The sequence below is a fragment of the Achromobacter sp. RT286_PF genome, assembly GCF_059760425.1.
Genome location: NZ_JCBAMR010000021.1, coordinates 1 through 17,472, shown reverse-complemented (window position 1 = coordinate 17,472; position 17,472 = coordinate 1). Strand labels below are relative to the sequence as shown.

The following is a 17,472-nucleotide window of genomic DNA, read 5'->3' as shown; positions in this document are numbered from 1 at the left end:
CGTCATGAACGCTGCCACCCCCACCGCCAATCCCGCCCGCAAACGCCTCTTGCTGCTGGCCTCCGGCGTCTTCATTCTTATCGCCATCGCCTACGCCATCTGGTGGTTCCTGTTTGGCGCCCACTTTGAAAGCACCGACGACGCCTACGTGCACGGCAACCTGGTGCAGATTACGCCGCAAGTGCCCGGCACCGTGATCGCCATCGAGGCCGACGATACCGAAACCGTCGCCGCCGGCCAGCCACTGGTGCGCCTGGACCCGGCCGACACCGACGTGGCCCTGCAACAGGCGCAGGCCAAGCTGGCGCAGATGGTGCGCCAGGTTCGCACCTACTACGTGCAGAACGATGCGCTGGCCGCCGACGTCGATCTGCGCAATGCCGACATCCTGCGCGCCCAGGCCGAGCTGACCCGCGCGCAAAGCGACGTCACCCGTCGCCAGCAACTGGCCAAGTCGGGCGGCGTCAGCGGTGAAGAAATCCTACACGCCGAAGCCGCGCTGAAGTCGGCGCAGTCCGGTCTGGCACAGGCCCGCGCCGCGCTGGCCGCCTCGCGCGCCAAGCTGGCCACCAACCAGGCGCTGACGCAAGGCACGACCGTTGCCAATCACCCCGACGTGCTGCAAGCCGCCGCGGGCTTGCGCAACGCGTGGCTGGCCCAGTCGCGTACGGTGCTGCCCGCGCCGGTGGGTGGCGTCATCGCCCGCCGCAGCGCGCAAGTGGGGCAGCGCGTGGCCCCGGGCACCGCGCTGATGACCGTGGTGCCGCTGGACCAGGTCTGGGTGGAAGCCAACTTCAAGGAAGGCCAGCTGCGCAAGATGCGCATCGGCCAGCCGGTCAAGATGGTGGCCGACCTTTACGGCAGCTCGGTCGTTTATCACGGCAAGGTAGCCGGCCTGGATGCCGGCACCGGCAGCGCCTTCGCGCTCTTGCCCGCGCAGAACGCCACGGGCAACTGGATCAAGGTCGTGCAGCGCGTGCCCGTGCGCATCCTGCTCGACCCCGAAGACCTGAAGACGCACCCGTTGCGCGTCGGCCTGTCGATGGACGTGGAAGTGGACGTCGGCCAACAAGACGGCGAAGCGCTGACGCAAGCCGTGCGCAATGAGCCCGCCTGGTCCACGCGCGCCTTCGAACCCGCGCACGACGACGTCGACGCCATGATCAAGAAAATCATCGACGACAACCTCGCATCATGAGCACGACCGCCCAGCCCGCGGGCGCTGGCGCGCCCCCCATCGAACCCGCCCGCCCGCCGGGCACCCACCCGCCCCTGGAAGGCGCGGCCCGCATCATCGGGTCCATCGCGCTGTCCACGGCGGTGTTCATGAACGTGCTGGACACGTCGATTGCGAACGTGTCCATCCCCACGATTTCCGGCGACCTGGGCGTGAGCACCAGCCAGGGCACCTGGGTCATTACGTCGTTCGCCGTTGCCAACGCCATCACGGTGCCCTTGACCGGGTGGCTGACTCAGCGTTTCGGGCAGGTGCGCCTGTTCCTGATCTCGACGTTGCTGTTCGTGCTGGCCTCGTGGCTGTGCGGCTTTGCGCCGTCGCTGGAAGCGCTGATCGCGTTTCGGGTGTTGCAGGGCGCGGTGGCCGGGCCGATGATTCCGCTGTCGCAAACGCTGATGCTGGCCAGCTTCCCCAAGTCCAAGGCGGGCATGGCGCTGGCGGTGTGGTCCATGACCACGCTGGTCGCGCCCGTGGCAGGGCCGCTGCTGGGGGGCTGGATTTCCGACAACTACACCTGGCCGTGGATCTTCTACATCAACGTCCCGGTGGGCTTGCTGGCCGCCTGGATCAGCTGGCGCATCTACGGCAACCGCGAATCGGTCACGCGCAAGCTGCCCATCGACAAGCTGGGCCTGGTGTTGCTGGTGGTCTGGGTGGGCGCGCTGCAAATCATGCTGGACAAGGGCAAGGAACTGGATTGGTTCGCCAGCCCGACCATCATCGCGCTGGCGGCGACGGCCTTTGTGGCGTTCGTATTCTTCCTGATCTGGGAATTGACCGACGCCCACCCGGTGGTGGACTTGCGCCTGTTCAAGGTCCGCAACTTCACCGTGGGCGCACTGACCTTGGCCGTGGCTTACGGCGTGTTCTTCGGCAACGTGGTGCTGCTGCCGCTGTGGCTGCAAAGCAATATGGGCTACACCGCCACCTACGCCGGCCTGGTGACCGCGCCGGTTGGGCTGCTGGCCATCTTGCTGACGCCTATCGTCGGCAAGATGCTGGCCACGCGCGACCCGCGCCAGATCGTGACCGTGGCGTTCCTGATCTTCGCGCTGGTGTGCTTCATGCGGTCCGGGTTCAACACGCAGACCGACGTGCGCACGCTGATGCTGCCCACCATCATCCAGGGCGCGGCAATGGCGGCGTTCTTCGTGCCGCTGACGTCCATCACGCTGTCCAGCATCGAACCCTGGCGCATACCCGCTGCGTCGGGCCTGTCAAACTTCCTGCGGCTGACGGCGGGCGCGTTCGGCACGTCTATCGCCACCACGCTGTGGGAAAACCGCGCCACCATGCACCACTCGCAGCTGACCGAAATTGCCAAGCCCGGCCAGCAGGCTTTCGACCAGACGGTCAACACGTTGCAAAACGGCCTGGGCGTGTCGCATCAGCAGGCCCTGAGCATGGTTGACGGCCTGATCAACGCGCAGGCGTTCACGATGTCGGCGGTGGACGTGTTCTATGCGTCGGCCGTCATCTTCCTGATGCTGACGGGTCTGGTCTGGTTTGCGCGCCCCCGTTCGTCCAAGGCAGGGGACGGCGGTGCAGCGGAAGCGGCGGCAGGCGCGCACTGACGCCGCGCCGGGCTGCGGTGAAATAAATAGGGCGCCAGCGATTTCGCTGGCGCCCTTTTTTACCCGGCGGCTGGCCGTGCGCGACTATGGCATGTTCAGCGCGTCCGGTTTCAAGAACGCCTGCCAATCGCGCCGTTCGATGATGTCGGCCGACAAGGCGCTGACGGGCGACAGGTTGAATACCGACACGCCGCGCGCTCGCCACTGCGCGGCGGCAAACCGGAACGACGGTTCAATCAGGTGCGCGAAATTGCGCGCCAGTCGGCTGGTCTGGGGACGGCCGCCCTCGTCATAAAAGCGCAGCCCATTTTGCACGGTAAGGTCCAGCCCGTGCACGAACACCTGCCGCGCCCCGCCTGAGACCAGCACCTGCAAGGCCGCGTAGGCCACGGTGTCGGCGTCGAACACGCCTAGCGATGCGTCAAAGCTGTAGCCCAGCCCCTGCTTGGCGTCCAGCAACTGCACGTCCGGCGTGGCGGCGGCAATCCGCTTGAGCACGGCGGGCGCCGCGCTGCGCTGGTAGGCGCGTTCGGAGATCATTTCAATAATGCAGATGCGGCAGCGGATCTGGTCCTGCGGGATGCCCTGCATGATGTAGCGCAGCACTTCCGGGAAGACGTACAGCGTCAGGTCGCGGGAGACGATTTCGCGCACCAATTCAATGCGCTCCCGCACGAAATTCTGGTCGATGATGCAGTAGTACTTGAACGGCAGATCAAACTTGCGGGCCAGCGCGATGGCGCCGTTCACGCCCATCGCCACGCGTATGTCCAGCTGGTCGTACGGAATCTGGGCGACCGACGGGCCGCTCAGGATCAAGTGCACCGTTTCGTCGGCGCGGTCGTACCCTTGCGACAAGGGCGTCAAGGGCAACGACCGGCCAAAGGCACGGAAGCCGCAAATGGCGCCCGTGCGGTCACGCCAGATCCGCACAAAGGGCCACAGATGCTGGTTATGCCGTTGCGTGCGCGAACGCAGCAAACGGAAAAGCTTGCGCACGAAGCGGTCGGCACGGCCACCGCCCACGTGGGCGGCGGAAGTGGGGGAGATTAATTGTTCCATCAACTAGCCTGATTGGCCGTACCCGCTTAATGCGTTCAACCGGCAGAAATCAGCGACGCAATGGCGTTGCCGACGTCGACGGTCGACGCGGTGCCCTTCATGTCCCGTGTGCGCGGACCCTCCGCCAACACGGTTTCGATTGCCTTCACCACCGCTTCCGATGCCTGCGGGTAACCCAGGAAATCAAGCATCAGCGCGCCGCTCCAGATTTGCCCGATCGGGTTGGCGATACCCTTGCCGTAGATGTCCGGGGCCGATCCATGAACCGGCTCGAACAAGGACGGGAACTTGCGCTCGGGGTTCAGGTTCGCGGACGGTGCGATACCGATCGTGCCCGTGCAAGCCGGCCCAAGGTCGGAAAGAATGTCGCCAAACAAATTCGAAGCCACCACCACGTCGAACCAATCCGGGTGCTGCACGAAGTGCGCGCACAGGATATCGATGTGGTATTTGTCCCAACGCACGTCCGGATAGTTCCCGGCGATGTCTGCAACGCGCTCGTCCCACCACGGCATGGAAATCGAAATGCCATTGGATTTGGTGGCAGCGGTCAGGTGCTTGCCGCGCTTTTGGGCAAGCTCGAATGCAAACTTCAGCACGCGGTCCGCACCGATACGCGTGAACACGCTTTCCTGAATGACGACTTCGCGCTCGGTGCCCTCGAACAAACGGCCACCGCTATTGGAGTATTCGCCTTCGGTGTTTTCGCGGACGATGAAGAAATCGATATCGCCGGGCTTGCGATCCGCCAGCGGCGAGGGCACGCCGGGCATCAGGCGCACTGGTCGCAAATTGATGTATTGATCAAATTCGCGACGGAATTTGAACAGCGAGCCCCACAGCGCCTCGTGGTCGGGCACGGTGGCGGGCCAGCCAATCGAACCGAAGAAAATGGCCTCGTGTTGGCCGATTTGCGTCTTCCAGTCGTCCGGCATCATCTTGCCGTGCTGGGCGTAATAGTCGCAGCTCCAGTCGAAATGATCCCACTGGAATTCGATGCCGAAGCGCTTGGCCACGGCATCCAGCACCTTCAAACCTTCCGGCACGACCTCCTTGCCAATCCCGTCTCCTGGAATCACCGCAATCTTGTGTTTCTTAGCCACCACGTTTCCTTAAGTTTTCCTTTGATAGACCGCCCAGAATCATAGGCATAAACGACCACGGCGCAACACCCCCCGTTACAAAACGGTGGTGCCGCGCAGCCTGTAACGTCGAGGATGCCCCCGGGCGATTCAGCGCCGGGTCTTTGAGCCCAGCAGCGACCCGAGGATGCCACGTGTCAGTTCGCGCGCGATGGACCGGGCCGTACTTTTGGCCATGGTCTGGACAACGCCGTCGCGCTTGCCGCCCCGTGGGCCGGTAGAGCCGAACAGCACGTCGTTCAGACGGCCCATCAGGCCGCCGCCCGCCTCGTCGGTCGGGGCCGGCGCATCGGGTTCAGGGTTCGTATTGCGGCCGGCCGTGGCCGGCGGGTCCGCGGGGACGGCGGCGCGCCCAGCAAGGACCTCATAGGCGGATTCCCGATCGATGGCCTTTTCATACTTGGCGGCCATGGGGCTGCCCTGGCGCAACGCCTGGCGTTCGGCGTCGGTGGCCGGGCCAATGCGGCTGGCAGGCGGCACGATGTAGGCGCGCTCGGTGGGCAAGGGGCGCCCCTTGGCGTCCAGCAACGACACCAGCGCTTCGCCTACGCCCAATTCGGTAATGGCGGCTTCGATGTCCAGCCCCGGGTTGGGGCGCATGGTTTGCGCGGCAGTCTTGACGGCCTTCTGATCGCGCGGCGTGAAAGCCCGCAGCGCGTGCTGCACGCGATTGCCCAGCTGCCCCAGCACGGTATCGGGAATATCCAGCGGATTTTGCGTCACGAAGTAGACGCCCACCCCCTTGGAGCGCACCAGCCGCACCACTTGTTCGATCTTGTTCAGCAACGCGGCAGGCGCATCGTTGAACAGCAGGTGCGCTTCATCAAAAAAGAACACCAGCTTGGGCTGGTCCATGTCGCCCACTTCGGGCAACTTTTCGTACAGGTCGGCCAACAACCACAGCAGGAAGATGGCGTACAGGCGCGGGGCCTGCATCAGCTTGTCGGCGGCCAGCACGTTGACCATGCCGCGGCCTTGCGCGTCCGTACGCATCAGGTCGGCGACGTCCAGCATGGGCTCGCCAAAGAACTTTTCAGCGCCCTGCGATTCCAGCGCCAGCAGGCCGCGCTGGATGGCGCCGACGCTGGCCGACGAAACGTTGCCGTAGCGGGTCTTGAGCTCGGCCGAGCGGTCCGCCACGTTTTGCAGCATGGCGCGCAGGTCTTTCAGGTCCAACAACAATTGGCCTTCGTCGTCAGCCACCTTGAACACCAGCGTCAGCACCCCTTCCTGCGTGTCGTTCAGTTCCAGGATGCGCGACAGCAGCAGCGGGCCCATATCGGTAATGGTGGCTCGCACCGGCTGGCCTTGCTCGCCAAAGACGTCCCAGAGCGTGACGGGGCTGGCTCCCCAGACGGGCTCGTCCAGCCCCAGGCTTTTCAGGCGTTCGGCCAGCTTGGGGCTGGCCGCCCCCGCCTGCGAAATACCGGTCAGGTCACCCTTGACGTCGGCCATGAACACCGGCGTGCCGATACGGGAAAAGGATTCCGCCAGCACTTGCAGGGTGACGGTTTTGCCCGTGCCGGTGGCCCCGGTAATGCAACCGTGCCGGTTGGCCAGGGCGGGCAGCAGCGCGAGCTCGGTCTGGGCGTTTTTGGCGATGACGATGGGGTTGGGCATGGGGCAGCGCTCCGGACCGGGAAGCTAAAGGATGCCCAAGTGTAGAGCCTGCCGCGCGGCTTGTGCGCGTGGCAATATCGACACAGGCAGCCCTGCCCCGGGCGCTAGGCCCGTCGGCACGGTAAAATGCCTTTTTTGCAGCCAATTTATCCTGGGAAGCCATGGCCGGACACAGCAAATGGGCCAATATTCAGCACCGCAAAGGGCGCCAAGACGCCAAGCGCGGAAAGCTCTGGACCAAGATCATTCGTGAAATTACCGTGGCGGCGCGCGCCGGCGGCGCCGACCCGGACAGCAACCCGCGTCTGCGCATGGCGTGGGACAAGGCGACCGACGCCAACATGCCCAAGGACAACATCCAGCGCGCCATCCAGCGTGGCGCCGGCGGTGCCGACGGCGACGCCTACGAGGAAGTCCGCTACGAAGGCTACGGCATCGGCGGCGCGGCGGTCATCGTCGACTGCATGACCGACAACCGCACCCGCACCGTGGCTGAAGTTCGCCACGCGTTTGCCAAGAACGGCGGCAACCTGGGCCAGGAAGGCTCGGTGGCGTTCATGTTCAAGCACTGTGGCCAATTTGTATTCGCCCCGGGCACGCCCGAAGACAAAGTCATGGAAGCCGCATTGGATGCGGGCGCCGAAGACGTCACGACCGACGAAGAAGGCGTGATCGAAGTCGTTTGCGCGCCGGCCGACTACGCTGCCGTACGCAAGGCGTTTGACGACGCGGGCCTGAAGGCGGAAGTGGACGGCATCGTCATGAAGGCGCTGAACGAAACCGAGCTGGCCGGCGAAGACGCCATCAAGATGCAAAAACTGCTCGACGCCCTGGAAGGCCTGGACGACGTGCAGGAAGTCTATACCACCGTCATTTTCGACGAAGCGCAGTAAATCCCACGGTTTCAGCACGTCGACGGCCCCGGCCGCCGCCGCGCTGGAATGTGAAACGGCCCCGGGTGGTCCCGGGTCCGTCGCCTTCTCCACGGGCTAGAGTGGCAACCTTCAGAATCACGCAACATGAAACTCCTGGTAATTGGCTCGGGCGGCCGCGAACATGCCCTCGCCTGGCGGCTGGCCCGCTCCCCGCGCGTACACAAGGTGTTCGTCGCGCCGGGTAACGGCGGCACGCAACGGGCCGAGCAGATGGAAAACATCCCGCTGACCAATGCCGAGGAGCTGGCCGATTTTGTCCAGCGCGAAGGAATCGCGCTGACGGTCGTCGGCCCGGAAGCGCCGCTGGCCTCGGGCGTCGTGGACGTGTTCCGTGCGCGTGGCCTGAAGATTTTCGGCCCCACCAAGGCCGCCGCGCAGCTGGAAAGCTCGAAGGACTACGCCAAGGCCTTCATGGTCCGGCACAACATCCCGACCGCGCGCTACGCCACCTTTACCGACCCGGTCCAGGCGCACGCCTATATCGACCAGGAAGGCGCCCCCATCGTCATCAAGGCTGACGGCCTGGCGGCCGGCAAGGGCGTTGTGGTCGCGGCCACACTGGAAGAGGCCCACGCCGCCGTTGACGCCATGCTGGGCGACGGCTCGATGGGCGCCGCGGGCGCTCGCGTCGTCATCGAAGAATGCCTGGTGGGCGAAGAAGCCAGCTTCATCGTCATGTGCGACGGCCGCAACGTGCTGGCGCTGGCCACCAGCCAGGACCACAAGCGCCTGCAAGACGGCGACCAGGGCCCGAACACCGGCGGCATGGGCGCGTATTCGCCCGCGCCGATCGTTACGCCCGAACTGCACCACCGCATCATGCGCGAAATCATCCTGCCGACCGTGCAGGGCATGACGCGCGACGGCATTCCGTATACCGGGTTCCTGTACGCGGGCCTGATGATCGCCCCGGGCGATGACCCCGACCGCGAGATCAAGACGCTGGAATTCAACTGCCGCATGGGCGACCCGGAAACGCAGCCCATCATGATGCGCGTCAAGAGCGATCTGCTGGACGCGCTTGAGCACGCCGTGGACGGCACGCTGAACCAGGCCGATATCGTCTGGGACCGCCGCACCGCGCTGGGCGTGGTGCTGGCCTCGCACAATTACCCGAACACCCCGCGCACCGGCGACGTCATCCGCGGCCTTCCCGCCGATGCCGAGGACTGCATGGTGTTCCACGCCGCCACCGAACTGACGGGCGAAGAAACCAAGACCACCGGCGGTCGCGTGCTATGCGTTACGGCACTGGGCGATTCGGTCAAGATGGCGCGCGACCGCGTGTACGAAGCCATCGACGGTATCCATTTCGATGGCCGCCAATACCGTAGCGATATCGGCTGGCGCGCCCTGAAGCCGTCGCAACAGAAACCGAAGTCCAACGCGTAAGCGGAAAGCCGATGAACGCCTTGCCCGTCGCCACTGTCCGCGATTACCTCACCGGCCTTCAGGCCCGTATCGTCCAGGCGCTGGAAGCCGCGGAAGGCGGCCCGTTCCGTGCTGACGAATGGGTCCGGCCCGAGGGCGGCGGCGGGCTGTCGCGGCTGTTGGAAGGCGGCCAACTGTTCGAACGCGCGGGCGTGCTGTTCAGCCACGTCAAGGGCACCAAGCTGCCCCCGTCGGCCAGCGCCCACCGCCCCGAGCTTGCCGGCCGCGCCTGGGAAGCGATGGGCGTGTCGATGGTGCTGCACCCCCGCAACCCGTACGTGCCCACCACCCACATGAACGTGCGCATGTTCGTGGCGGCGGCCCGGCCCGGGCATGACGAAGCCGACATCTTCTGGTTCGGCGGCGGCATTGACCTGACCCCGTATTACCCGTTTGAAGAAGACGCGCGCCATTTCCATACGGTGTGCCGCGACGCACTGGCCAGCCACGGCCCGGACTACTATCCGCGCTACAAGCGCTGGTGCGACGAATACTTCTACCTGAAGCATCGCAACGAAACGCGCGGCATCGGCGGCGTTTTCTTTGACGACCTGAACGCGCCGGGCTTTGACGCCTCGTTCGCCTTGACGCGGTCGGTAGGCGACGCGTTCCTGCACAGCTATCTGCCCATCGTCGAACGTCGGCGCGGCATGGCCTACACAGAGCGCGAGCGCGATTTCCAGGCGTACCGCCGTGGCCGCTATGTGGAATTCAACCTGGTGTTCGATCGCGGCACGCTGTTTGGCCTGCAATCGGGCGGCCGTACCGAATCCATCCTGCTGTCCATGCCGCCCATGGCGCAATGGCGCTACGACTGGCACCCGGAACCGGGCTCGCCCGAAGCCGAGCTCGCGCCGTACCTGACGCCGCGGGATTGGGTTTGAAGCGCATCGGCCTCCTGGGCGGCAGCTTCGACCCGGTCCACGTCGCCCACGTCGCGCTGGCGCAAAACGCCCTGTCCACGCTGGATCTGGCCGCCGTGGAACTGATCCCGGCAGGCAATCCCTGGCAGCGCGCCGCCCTGCATGCCACGGGCGAACAACGCCGCGACATGCTTGAACTGGCCATTGCCGGCCATGACGGGCTGGTCGTCAACCCAATCGAAATCGAACGCAGCGGCCCCACTTACACCATCGACACATTGCGCGCCCTGCCCTCGGGCGCGCGCTATGTCTGGCTGCTGGGTGCCGACCAGCTTGCCAATTTCTGCACTTGGCGCAGCTGGCGCGACATTGCCAGCCTGGTGGACCTGGCCGTGGCCACCCGCCCCGGCACGGCATTGACGCCGCCGGCGGAACTGACCGCCTGGCTGCAAGAACAAGGCCACTGCCTGGAAGAACTGCCCTTTGCCCCGATGGCGGTGTCCGCATCCGACATCCGCCGCCGGCTGGCTGCGGGCGAGTCCACGGACGGCCTGCTGGCCCCTTCGGTCGCCGCTTATATTGCGGCGCACCAACTTTACCGATAAACCCACACCCGCCGGGCGCTGAAAGCGCCACGGAGCCGGCATCCGCCGTCCGTCCGCGGGTTATATTTGCAGCTATGGATATAACGAAACTCCAACGCGCCGTCATCGATGCCCTCGAAGACGTCAAGGCGCAAGACATCAAGGTCTACAACACCACGCATCTGACAAGCTTGTTCGATCGCGTCGTGATTGCCAGCGCCACCTCCAACCGCCAAACCCGGGCCCTGGCTTCAAGCGTGGCCGACCGTGGCCGCGCACTTGAACTGACCGGCATCACCATCGAAGGTGAAGACACCGGTGAATGGGTCGTCGTCGACCTGGGCGACATGGTCGTGCACATCATGCAGCCCGCGATTCGCCAGTACTACAACCTGGAAGAAATCTGGGGTGGCAAGCCGGTCCGAGTGAAGCTGCTGCCGGAGTCGACCCGCGTAGCGCCGATCCCCACCGACAGCGGCTACGACGACGCCGAAGCCTGAGTTCCTGCCGTGAAATTGATTGTTGCGGCGGTGGGAACGCGTATGCCGGATTGGGTCGAGACGGCCTGGGCCGACTACGCCAAGCGCCTGCCCGCCGATTGCGCGCTGGAACTGCGCGAGATCAAACCCGAACCGCGTACCACCGGCAAAACGCCCGCCCAGATGATGGCTGCCGAAGCCAAACGCATCGAAGCCGCGCTGCCGCCAGGCGCGCTACGCCTGGCCCTGGACGAGCGCGGCCGCGACCTGACCACGATGGCCCTGTCGCAAAAGCTGGAACAATGGCGAGCCGGTGGCCAGGACGTCGCCTTCCTCGTCGGCGGGCCAGATGGCCTGGACGCCGACCTGAAGGCCTCGTGCAGCGGTCAGCTACGCTTGTCGTCGTTGACCCTGCCCCATCCGATGGTCCGCGTGGTGTTGGCCGAACAGCTCTATCGCGCCTGGGCCATCATGACCAATCACCCCTACCACCGCGCCTGACCGCCGGCCGGGCAGCGCCCCATTTTTTACGCGTTCACGCATGTCTCACACCGCCGACACCGACGCTTCCCCCGCCCGCCTTTACCTGGCATCGGCCAGCCCCAGGCGGCGCGAACTGCTAACGCAGATCGGTCTTGCGCACAAAGTCTTGCTTGTGCCTGCCCCCCCGGGCGAAGACGAACCCCAACACGAAGGTGAAAGCGCCGCCGACTACGTCCAGCGCACCGCCCGTGACAAGGCGCTGCGCGGCCGCGACTGGATGCACGACCACGCACTGCCCGACCTGCCGCTACTGGCCGCCGACACCACTGTCATTCTGAATGGCGCCGTGCTGGGCAAGCCCGCCGATCGTGAAGACGCCTTCCGGATTCTGCGTGCCTTGTCCGGTTCGGTACACGAGGTGCACACGGCGGTGGCGGTTTGCGCGGGCGGGCAGTTGCTTGAAGCCGTGTCCATCACCCAGGTTCAGATGCGCGAACTGGGCGACGACGAAATCGGCCGCTACTGCGACAGTGGCGAGCCCTACGGCAAGGCGGGCGCGTACGGCATTCAGGGGCTGGCCGGCGCCTTTATCTCGCACATCTCCGGCAGCTATACGGGTGTGATGGGTTTGCCACTATTCGAAACGGCAAACCTGCTGCGAACAGCGGGCATTCACGTGCCCTGAACCGGCATCGCATTGTCGATTGGCTAGGGCCGTCCCGCAGCGCCTAAAAAAAATCCCCCGCATGTCGCAACCGACGCGGGGGATTTTTCATTGCAAGACGTGCTTTAGCTAAGGCCTCAGGCCGTGTGGCTGATCGCCGCATGCGTTTCCGGCGCAGGCATGTCGCCGGCCGGTCCACCGGCCATAGGCTGGCCGTCCAACGCGGCGTGCAATTGCTCTTGATCCAACTCGCCCTCCCAGCGGGCCACCACGACGGCAGCGGTAGCGTTACCCACCAGGTTGGTCAATGCGCGGCATTCGGACATGAAGCGGTCCACGCCCAGGATCAGCGTCATCCCGGCGATCGGCACCGACGGCACCACCGACAAGGTGGCAGCCAAGGTAATGAAGCCGGCGCCGGTCACGCCCGCCGCACCCTTGGAGCTGAGCATGGCAACCGCCAGCAGCAAGATCTGGTCGCCCAACGACAGCGGAATGTCGCAGGCCTGGGCGATGAACAGCGCGGCCATCGTCATGTAGATGTTGGTGCCGTCCAGATTGAACGAGTATCCCGTGGGCACTACCAGCCCGACCACCGACTTGGAACAGCCGGCGCGTTCCATCTTCTGCATCAGCGTGGGCAGCGCGGCTTCCGATGAACTCGTGCCCAGCACCAACAGCAATTCTTCGCGGATGTAGCGCACCAGCTTCAGAATCGAAAAACCGTTGTAGCGGGCAACCAGGCCCAGCACCACGACGACGAACAGGACCGAGGTCGCGTAGAACGTGCCGACCAGCATGGCCAGGTTCACGACCGACTTGATGCCGTACTTGCCGATGGTGAACGCCATCGCGCCGAATGCACCGATGGGCGCGGCCTTCATCAAAATGGCGACCAGCTTGAAAATCGGCTGGGCCAATGCGGTCATGAAGTTCAGGATCGGCTTGCCGCGCTCGCCCACCATGGCCAGCGAAATGCCGAACAGCACCGCCACGAACAACACCTGAAGAATGTCCCCGCCCACGAATGGGCTGAAGATCGTCGTCGGGATGATGTTCATCAGGAAGCCGGTGATGGTCGAGTCGTGGGCCTTGGCCACGAAATTCGCCACGGCCTTTTGGTCCAGGGTGCTGGGGTCGATATGCATGCCCGCGCCCGGCTGGACGATATGGCTGACCACCATGCCGATGATCAGCGCAAGCGTCGAGAAAATCAGAAAGTACAGCATGGCCTTGCCGGCCACGCGTCCAACCTTCTTCAGGTCGCTCATCGCCGCGATGCCCGAGGCCACGGTCAGGAAGATGACCGGTGCGATGATCATCTTGACCAGCTTGATGAAGGCGTCGCCCAGGGGCTGCATCTGTTGGCCGAGTTCAGGCTTGAACGCGCCGAGCAGCACCCCGATCACGATGGCGAAAATTACCTGCACGTACAGGATTTGATAGAACTTGAGCTTGCGCGCAGGCGCGCCTTGATCTACTTCGATCATCGGGATTTGTCCCCACCAATGCCCCTTGCCGCAACGGGCGACGGGGCGTTTTCTGTTTTATGGCAATGCGCAGTGGCCGCACGCCGATTTCACCGGGCGCGCGGAAAGCGGCTCGGCTTATGGCTATATACGCAAGACCCGTGCCAGGTCGTGGGCGGCCTATACATTGACGGCAAGTCATTGATAGTTAAAGAGTTCACCCGATTTCCGTTTGGTATGGGGCGAACCAAATGGCGGATAACCACACAGAATCAAGCTAGAATGTGCGGAAACCCACACATCATGTCCAAAGCTCCTTCCTCTCGCGCCGCCCGCCCCGCATCCTCTGCCGGTTCCGCGCATTCAAACCTGGCCTGGTCCCCCACCCGCCCAGCGCCCCGGCCTTGGCGCGCGCGCGTGCTTGCCATGCTGGTCGTCATCGGCGTGGTGGCCGGGGTGTTGCAGGCGGCCACCGACTGGGCGCGCGAGAACGCCATCAAAAGCGCCACGCTTCAAGCGCGTAGCGCGGGGCAGATCAACGCAGCCTTGCTGCGCAACAACCTCGACAAATTCCGCGCGCTGCCCTTTGTCTTGACCCGGGACGTGGACGTGCGCGCGGTGTTGCAAGGCGCCTCGGCCGCTCAGGTGGAATCGCTGGATGACAAGCTCGACACACTGACGCGTGGCGTCGGCGCGTCGGCGATCTACCTGCTGGACAAGACGGGCTTGGCAATTGCAGCCAGCAATTGGCGAGAACCCGCCACCTTTGTCGGAGTGGATTATCAGTTTCGGCCGTACTTTCAAGGCGCGGTTGCCCGAGGCTCGGCAGAACATTTCGCGTTGGGAACGATCAGCCACGAAGCCGGGCTGTACCTGTCCCGTCGGGTGGACGACGCGCAAGGCGCCATGTTGGGTGTGATCGTCTTGAAGGTGGACTTTCGCGACCTGGAATCCGACTGGCGCCAATCCATCGCGCCCATCTTCGTCACGGACGAACATGGCGTGGTGCTGCTGGGCAGCGTGTCGGATTGGCGGTTCGACGTGTTGGCGCCCCTGTCTCCCGACTTGGCACAGACGCTGCGCACCAGTCTCCAGTTCGGTGATGCCCGCTTTCAAACCTTGCCGCTGACGCCACCGCTGTCGTCCGTGGGCAATGGTCAGTTGGTACACACTGACGACGCCTTGCCGCTGATTCCAAAAGGCGCTCCGCTGCTGCACACAACGCTGCCGATCACCGAGTCGCCGGGTTGGACGCTGCACCTTTTGTCGCCAGTCCAGGCCGCCATGAACCAGGCCACCGCCAACGCCCAAATGGCGGCACTGCTTGCGCTAAGCCTCTTGGCCGCGGCGCTGGGCATCGTGCTTTACCGGCGCCAACGCAATCGCGAGCAAGCCCAGCAGCAAGCGGCCACGCAGGCTCAGCTGGCTGCACTGGTCGGCGAACGTACCGCGCAGCTTAGCGAACTCAATGAGCAGTTAATGGACGAGATGGACGAGCGGCAGCGGGCCGAAGCCCGCTTGCACACCATGCAGGACGAACTGGTCCAGGCCAGTAAGCTGGCGCTGCTCGGCCAGGTGGCGGCGGGGGTGGCCCACGAGATCAATCAGCCCGTTGCGGCAATCCGCGCCTACGCCGACAACGCCACCGAATTCGTGCGCCGCGACGACATGGCGGCCGTCAATGAGAACCTGGGCACCATCGCCGCGTTGACAGAACGCATCGGCCACATCACCGGCGAACTCCGCGCATTCTCGCGCAAGGCGGGCACCTCAGTGGGGCCGACAAGCCTGAAGGACGCCATGGAAGGCGCACTGCTGCTGATCGGGCCGCGTGCGCGCAGGCAAGGGGTCACCCTGGTACGGCCGCCCGACGACCAGGATGTGCTGGTCCGTGCCGACCGCATTCGCCTCGAACAGGTGTTGGTGAATTTGCTGCAGAACGCAATGGAAGCGCTGGAAGGCGTTGCCGACGGCCGCGTGCTCGTAGCGCTGCAAGACCTGGGCGAAACCGTGCGACTCTCGGTCAGCGACAACGGCCCCGGCCTTGCCGCCGACACGCGCGCACGCCTTTTCACGCCCTTCTACACGACAAAAGCGGAAGGCTTGGGACTGGGGCTGGTGATATGCCGCGACATCGTCGCCGAATTCGGCGGCGACTTGTTGGCCGTGGACCCGAACGACCCCGCGTTTCCGCCTCTGCCCGGCGCCCTGGGCGGCGCCACTTTCATACTCACATTACGCAAGGCGCCCACCGCGCATTACCGGCCAGCCATTTCGCCATGAACCATCCTTCCGACACCTCCCCCTACGCGGTCGCGGCGCTTGACGACGGTCAGCCCGGCCCGCCGCATGTCGTCTTCATCGACGACGATGAAGACTTGCGCCGCGCCAACGTTCAGACATTGAAGTTGCATGGCATGACGGTAGACGCGCACAACTCGGCGCGCTCAGCACTTCCGACGCTGCATCGCGGGTTTGATGGCGTGGTGGTCACAGACATCCGCATGCCCGACATCGACGGGCTGCAATTATTCCGTCGCTTGCGCGACATCGATCCGGAGCTTCCCGTCATTTTGATCACCGGCCATGGCGATATCGCTACGGCGGTGCAGTGCATGCGCGATGGCGCCTATGACTTTTTGGCCAAGCCGTATGCGCCTGACCGGCTGACGACCGCCATCCTTCACGCTTCGGAAAAACGTCGTCTGGTGCTGGAGAATCGGCGCCTGCGGGAGGCGGCGTTTGCCGTCGAGGCAGACGAGGTCCCGTTTATCGGCTCGACGCCGGCGATGCAACGTATCAAGGAAACGCTGCGCCACATCGCCGACGCAAATGTCGACGTACTCGTAGAGGGAGAGACGGGCACCGGCAAAGAGGTCGTCGCGACTGCGCTTCACCGCTTGAGCCGGCGCCGCCATCGTTCTCTGGTTGCGATCAATTGCGGCGCATTGCCGGAAAGCGTTATAGAAAGCGAGTTATTCGGTCACGAAGCCGGCGCCTTCACTGGCGCGCAGAGGAAGCGCATTGGGCGCATCGAACACGCCAGCGGCGGGACTCTTTTCCTGGACGAGATCGAAAGCATGCCGTTGGCAGTACAGGTGAAGCTGCTGCGCGTGCTCGAATCACGCCAGATCACCCCGCTGGGCAGCAATGAGGTTCGCAACCTGGACTTGCGTGTGGTGGCAGCCACCAAGGAAGACCTGGGCGATCCCTCCATACGTGGCAAATTCCGGGAAGACCTTTTCTATCGGCTGAACGTCGTCACCATCCGCATTCCGCCCCTGCGCGAGCGCCGTGAGGACATTCCTCTGCTGTTCGCGCATTACCTTGGTCACGCGTCACGCCGCTTCCAGCGAGACATCCCGGACATACCAAGCTCAATTACCCAGCATGTGATGACACACGCGTGGCCCGGCAACGTGCGCGAGCTTGCCCACTTCGCGGAACGCCTGGTCCTGGGCGTCCCGGACACAGTGAAATCCAGCCCCGTACAAGCGCCCGACAATAAGCAAACCCTGCCCGAGCGTATGGAGCAATTTGAAGCTCAACTGATACGCGATGCGCTTCAAATCCATCAAGGCGACATCAAAGCCACGCTTGAATCGCTAGGTATTCCGCGCAAGACGTTCTACGACAAACTTCAGCGTCATGGCATAGACCGTCAGCAGTACTTGTCGGCGTCGTAATCGCACTCGTGGTCCAACTAGCGGCGATAAACAGAAAAGCCCCGCTGCAAGCAGCGGGGCTTTTCTCATGAATTCTCAAACTAAAACTTAAACCAAAAACCAAAAACCGAAAAACAAAAAAACAAAACCCCACAGGATTACCTGTGGGGTTTTGCGCAATAAAAGCCTGACGATGACCTACTTTCACAGACGTCCGTCCACTATCATCGGCGCGAAGGCGTTTCACTGTCCTGTTCGGGATGG

General features: G+C 64.1%; 15 protein-coding genes. 11 read left to right on the top strand and 4 right to left on the bottom strand.

What is annotated here, in order from left to right:
• Positions 1–4: 4 nt before the first annotated feature.
• The gene (locus AC6LJY_RS17050; protein WP_046803730.1) at positions 5–1,198 is read left to right on the top strand and encodes an HlyD family secretion protein; all 1,194 of its coding nucleotides are present in this window, start codon (positions 5–7) and stop codon (positions 1,196–1,198) included.
• Complete coding sequence (locus AC6LJY_RS17045) at positions 1,195–2,811, top strand: DHA2 family efflux MFS transporter permease subunit (protein ID WP_314359942.1); 1,617 nt, start codon at positions 1,195–1,197, stop codon at positions 2,809–2,811. The genes AC6LJY_RS17050 and AC6LJY_RS17045 overlap by 4 nt, the downstream gene beginning before the upstream one ends.
• An 84-nt stretch (positions 2,812–2,895) precedes the next feature.
• Here AC6LJY_RS17045 and AC6LJY_RS17040 read toward each other — a convergent pair whose 3' ends face one another.
• The 3 genes from AC6LJY_RS17040 to AC6LJY_RS17030 all read right to left on the bottom strand — a co-directional run bounded on the left by AC6LJY_RS17040 (position 2,896) and on the right by AC6LJY_RS17030 (position 6,635).
• Positions 2,896–3,873 (bottom strand): WaaZ-like lipopolysaccharide core biosynthesis protein, encoded by a 978-nt coding sequence (locus tag AC6LJY_RS17040; RefSeq protein WP_104145733.1) that lies wholly within the window; start codon positions 3,871–3,873, stop codon positions 2,896–2,898.
• A 35-nt stretch (positions 3,874–3,908) separates the two neighbouring features.
• Positions 3,909–4,976 carry a tartrate dehydrogenase gene (locus tag AC6LJY_RS17035; protein ID WP_498136403.1) on the bottom strand — a complete coding sequence of 356 codons (1,068 nt, stop codon included), beginning with the start codon at positions 4,974–4,976 and terminating at the stop codon, positions 3,909–3,911.
• A 129-nt stretch (positions 4,977–5,105) separates the two neighbouring features.
• Positions 5,106–6,635, bottom strand: a complete 1,530-nt coding sequence (locus tag AC6LJY_RS17030) for a helicase HerA-like C-terminal domain-containing protein (protein ID WP_498136402.1) — start codon at positions 6,633–6,635, stop codon at positions 5,106–5,108.
• A gap of 161 nt (positions 6,636–6,796) precedes the next feature.
• Between AC6LJY_RS17030 and AC6LJY_RS17025 the strand changes: the two genes are divergently transcribed.
• From AC6LJY_RS17025 to AC6LJY_RS16995, 7 genes are all read left to right on the top strand, one after another.
• Positions 6,797–7,528, top strand: a complete 732-nt coding sequence (locus tag AC6LJY_RS17025) for a YebC/PmpR family DNA-binding transcriptional regulator (protein WP_046807830.1) — start codon at positions 6,797–6,799, stop codon at positions 7,526–7,528.
• A 126-nt stretch (positions 7,529–7,654) separates the two neighbouring features.
• Positions 7,655–8,962, top strand: coding sequence for a phosphoribosylamine--glycine ligase (purD, locus tag AC6LJY_RS17020; RefSeq protein WP_104145737.1), 1,308 nt, complete (start codon positions 7,655–7,657; stop codon positions 8,960–8,962).
• An 11-nt stretch (positions 8,963–8,973) separates the two neighbouring features.
• Positions 8,974–9,885: an oxygen-dependent coproporphyrinogen oxidase gene (gene hemF, locus AC6LJY_RS17015; RefSeq protein WP_120154595.1), complete on the top strand. Its 912-nt coding sequence runs from the start codon at positions 8,974–8,976 to the stop codon at positions 9,883–9,885.
• Positions 9,882–10,469: a nicotinate (nicotinamide) nucleotide adenylyltransferase gene (gene nadD, locus AC6LJY_RS17010; RefSeq protein ID WP_046807833.1), complete on the top strand. Its 588-nt coding sequence runs from the start codon at positions 9,882–9,884 to the stop codon at positions 10,467–10,469. Before hemF ends, nadD begins: the two co-directional genes overlap by 4 nt.
• A 74-nt stretch (positions 10,470–10,543) precedes the next feature.
• Entirely contained in the window at positions 10,544–10,948 is a 405-nt protein-coding gene (rsfS, locus tag AC6LJY_RS17005) for a ribosome silencing factor (RefSeq protein WP_046807834.1), read from the top strand.
• A 9-nt stretch (positions 10,949–10,957) separates the two neighbouring features.
• Positions 10,958–11,428: a 23S rRNA (pseudouridine(1915)-N(3))-methyltransferase RlmH gene (gene rlmH, locus AC6LJY_RS17000; protein ID WP_006218506.1), complete on the top strand. Its 471-nt coding sequence runs from the start codon at positions 10,958–10,960 to the stop codon at positions 11,426–11,428.
• Between the two features lie 40 nt (positions 11,429–11,468).
• A complete protein-coding gene (locus AC6LJY_RS16995; RefSeq protein ID WP_314359932.1) occupies positions 11,469–12,095 on the top strand; it encodes a Maf family protein in 627 nt (208 codons plus the stop codon).
• A 116-nt stretch (positions 12,096–12,211) separates the two neighbouring features.
• Here AC6LJY_RS16995 and AC6LJY_RS16990 read toward each other — a convergent pair whose 3' ends face one another.
• Positions 12,212–13,564 (bottom strand): dicarboxylate/amino acid:cation symporter, encoded by a 1,353-nt coding sequence (locus tag AC6LJY_RS16990; RefSeq protein WP_046807836.1) that lies wholly within the window; start codon positions 13,562–13,564, stop codon positions 12,212–12,214.
• A 405-nt stretch (positions 13,565–13,969) separates the two neighbouring features.
• Between AC6LJY_RS16990 and AC6LJY_RS16985 the strand changes: the two genes are divergently transcribed.
• Positions 13,970–15,826, top strand: coding sequence for a sensor histidine kinase (locus AC6LJY_RS16985; RefSeq protein ID WP_498136430.1), 1,857 nt, complete (start codon positions 13,970–13,972; stop codon positions 15,824–15,826).
• The gene (locus AC6LJY_RS16980) at positions 15,823–17,229 is read left to right on the top strand and encodes a sigma-54-dependent transcriptional regulator (protein WP_498136401.1); all 1,407 of its coding nucleotides are present in this window, start codon (positions 15,823–15,825) and stop codon (positions 17,227–17,229) included. The genes AC6LJY_RS16985 and AC6LJY_RS16980 overlap by 4 nt, the downstream gene beginning before the upstream one ends.
• The last annotated feature ends 243 nt before the right edge of the window (positions 17,230–17,472 follow it).

Excerpts from the sequence above, each read along its gene's own strand:
- AC6LJY_RS17050 (WP_046803730.1), top strand. The coding sequence starts at position 5 with ATGAACGCTGCCACCCCCACCGCCAATCCCGCCCGCAAACGCCTCTTG.
- AC6LJY_RS17045 (WP_314359942.1), top strand. The coding sequence starts at position 1,195 with ATGAGCACGACCGCCCAGCCCGCGGGCGCTGGCGCGCCCCCCATCGAA.
- AC6LJY_RS17040 (WP_104145733.1), bottom strand. The coding sequence starts at position 3,873 with ATGGAACAATTAATCTCCCCCACTTCCGCCGCCCACGTGGGCGGTGGC.
- AC6LJY_RS17030 (WP_498136402.1), bottom strand. The coding sequence starts at position 6,635 with ATGCCCAACCCCATCGTCATCGCCAAAAACGCCCAGACCGAGCTCGCG.
- AC6LJY_RS17025 (WP_046807830.1), top strand. The coding sequence starts at position 6,797 with ATGGCCGGACACAGCAAATGGGCCAATATTCAGCACCGCAAAGGGCGC.
- purD (WP_104145737.1), top strand. The coding sequence starts at position 7,655 with ATGAAACTCCTGGTAATTGGCTCGGGCGGCCGCGAACATGCCCTCGCC.
- hemF (WP_120154595.1), top strand. The coding sequence starts at position 8,974 with ATGAACGCCTTGCCCGTCGCCACTGTCCGCGATTACCTCACCGGCCTT.
- rsfS (WP_046807834.1), top strand. The coding sequence starts at position 10,544 with ATGGATATAACGAAACTCCAACGCGCCGTCATCGATGCCCTCGAAGAC.
- AC6LJY_RS16995 (WP_314359932.1), top strand. The coding sequence starts at position 11,469 with ATGTCTCACACCGCCGACACCGACGCTTCCCCCGCCCGCCTTTACCTG.
- AC6LJY_RS16990 (WP_046807836.1), bottom strand. The coding sequence starts at position 13,564 with ATGATCGAAGTAGATCAAGGCGCGCCTGCGCGCAAGCTCAAGTTCTAT.
- AC6LJY_RS16985 (WP_498136430.1), top strand. The coding sequence starts at position 13,970 with ATGCTGGTCGTCATCGGCGTGGTGGCCGGGGTGTTGCAGGCGGCCACC.
- AC6LJY_RS16980 (WP_498136401.1), top strand. The coding sequence starts at position 15,823 with ATGAACCATCCTTCCGACACCTCCCCCTACGCGGTCGCGGCGCTTGAC.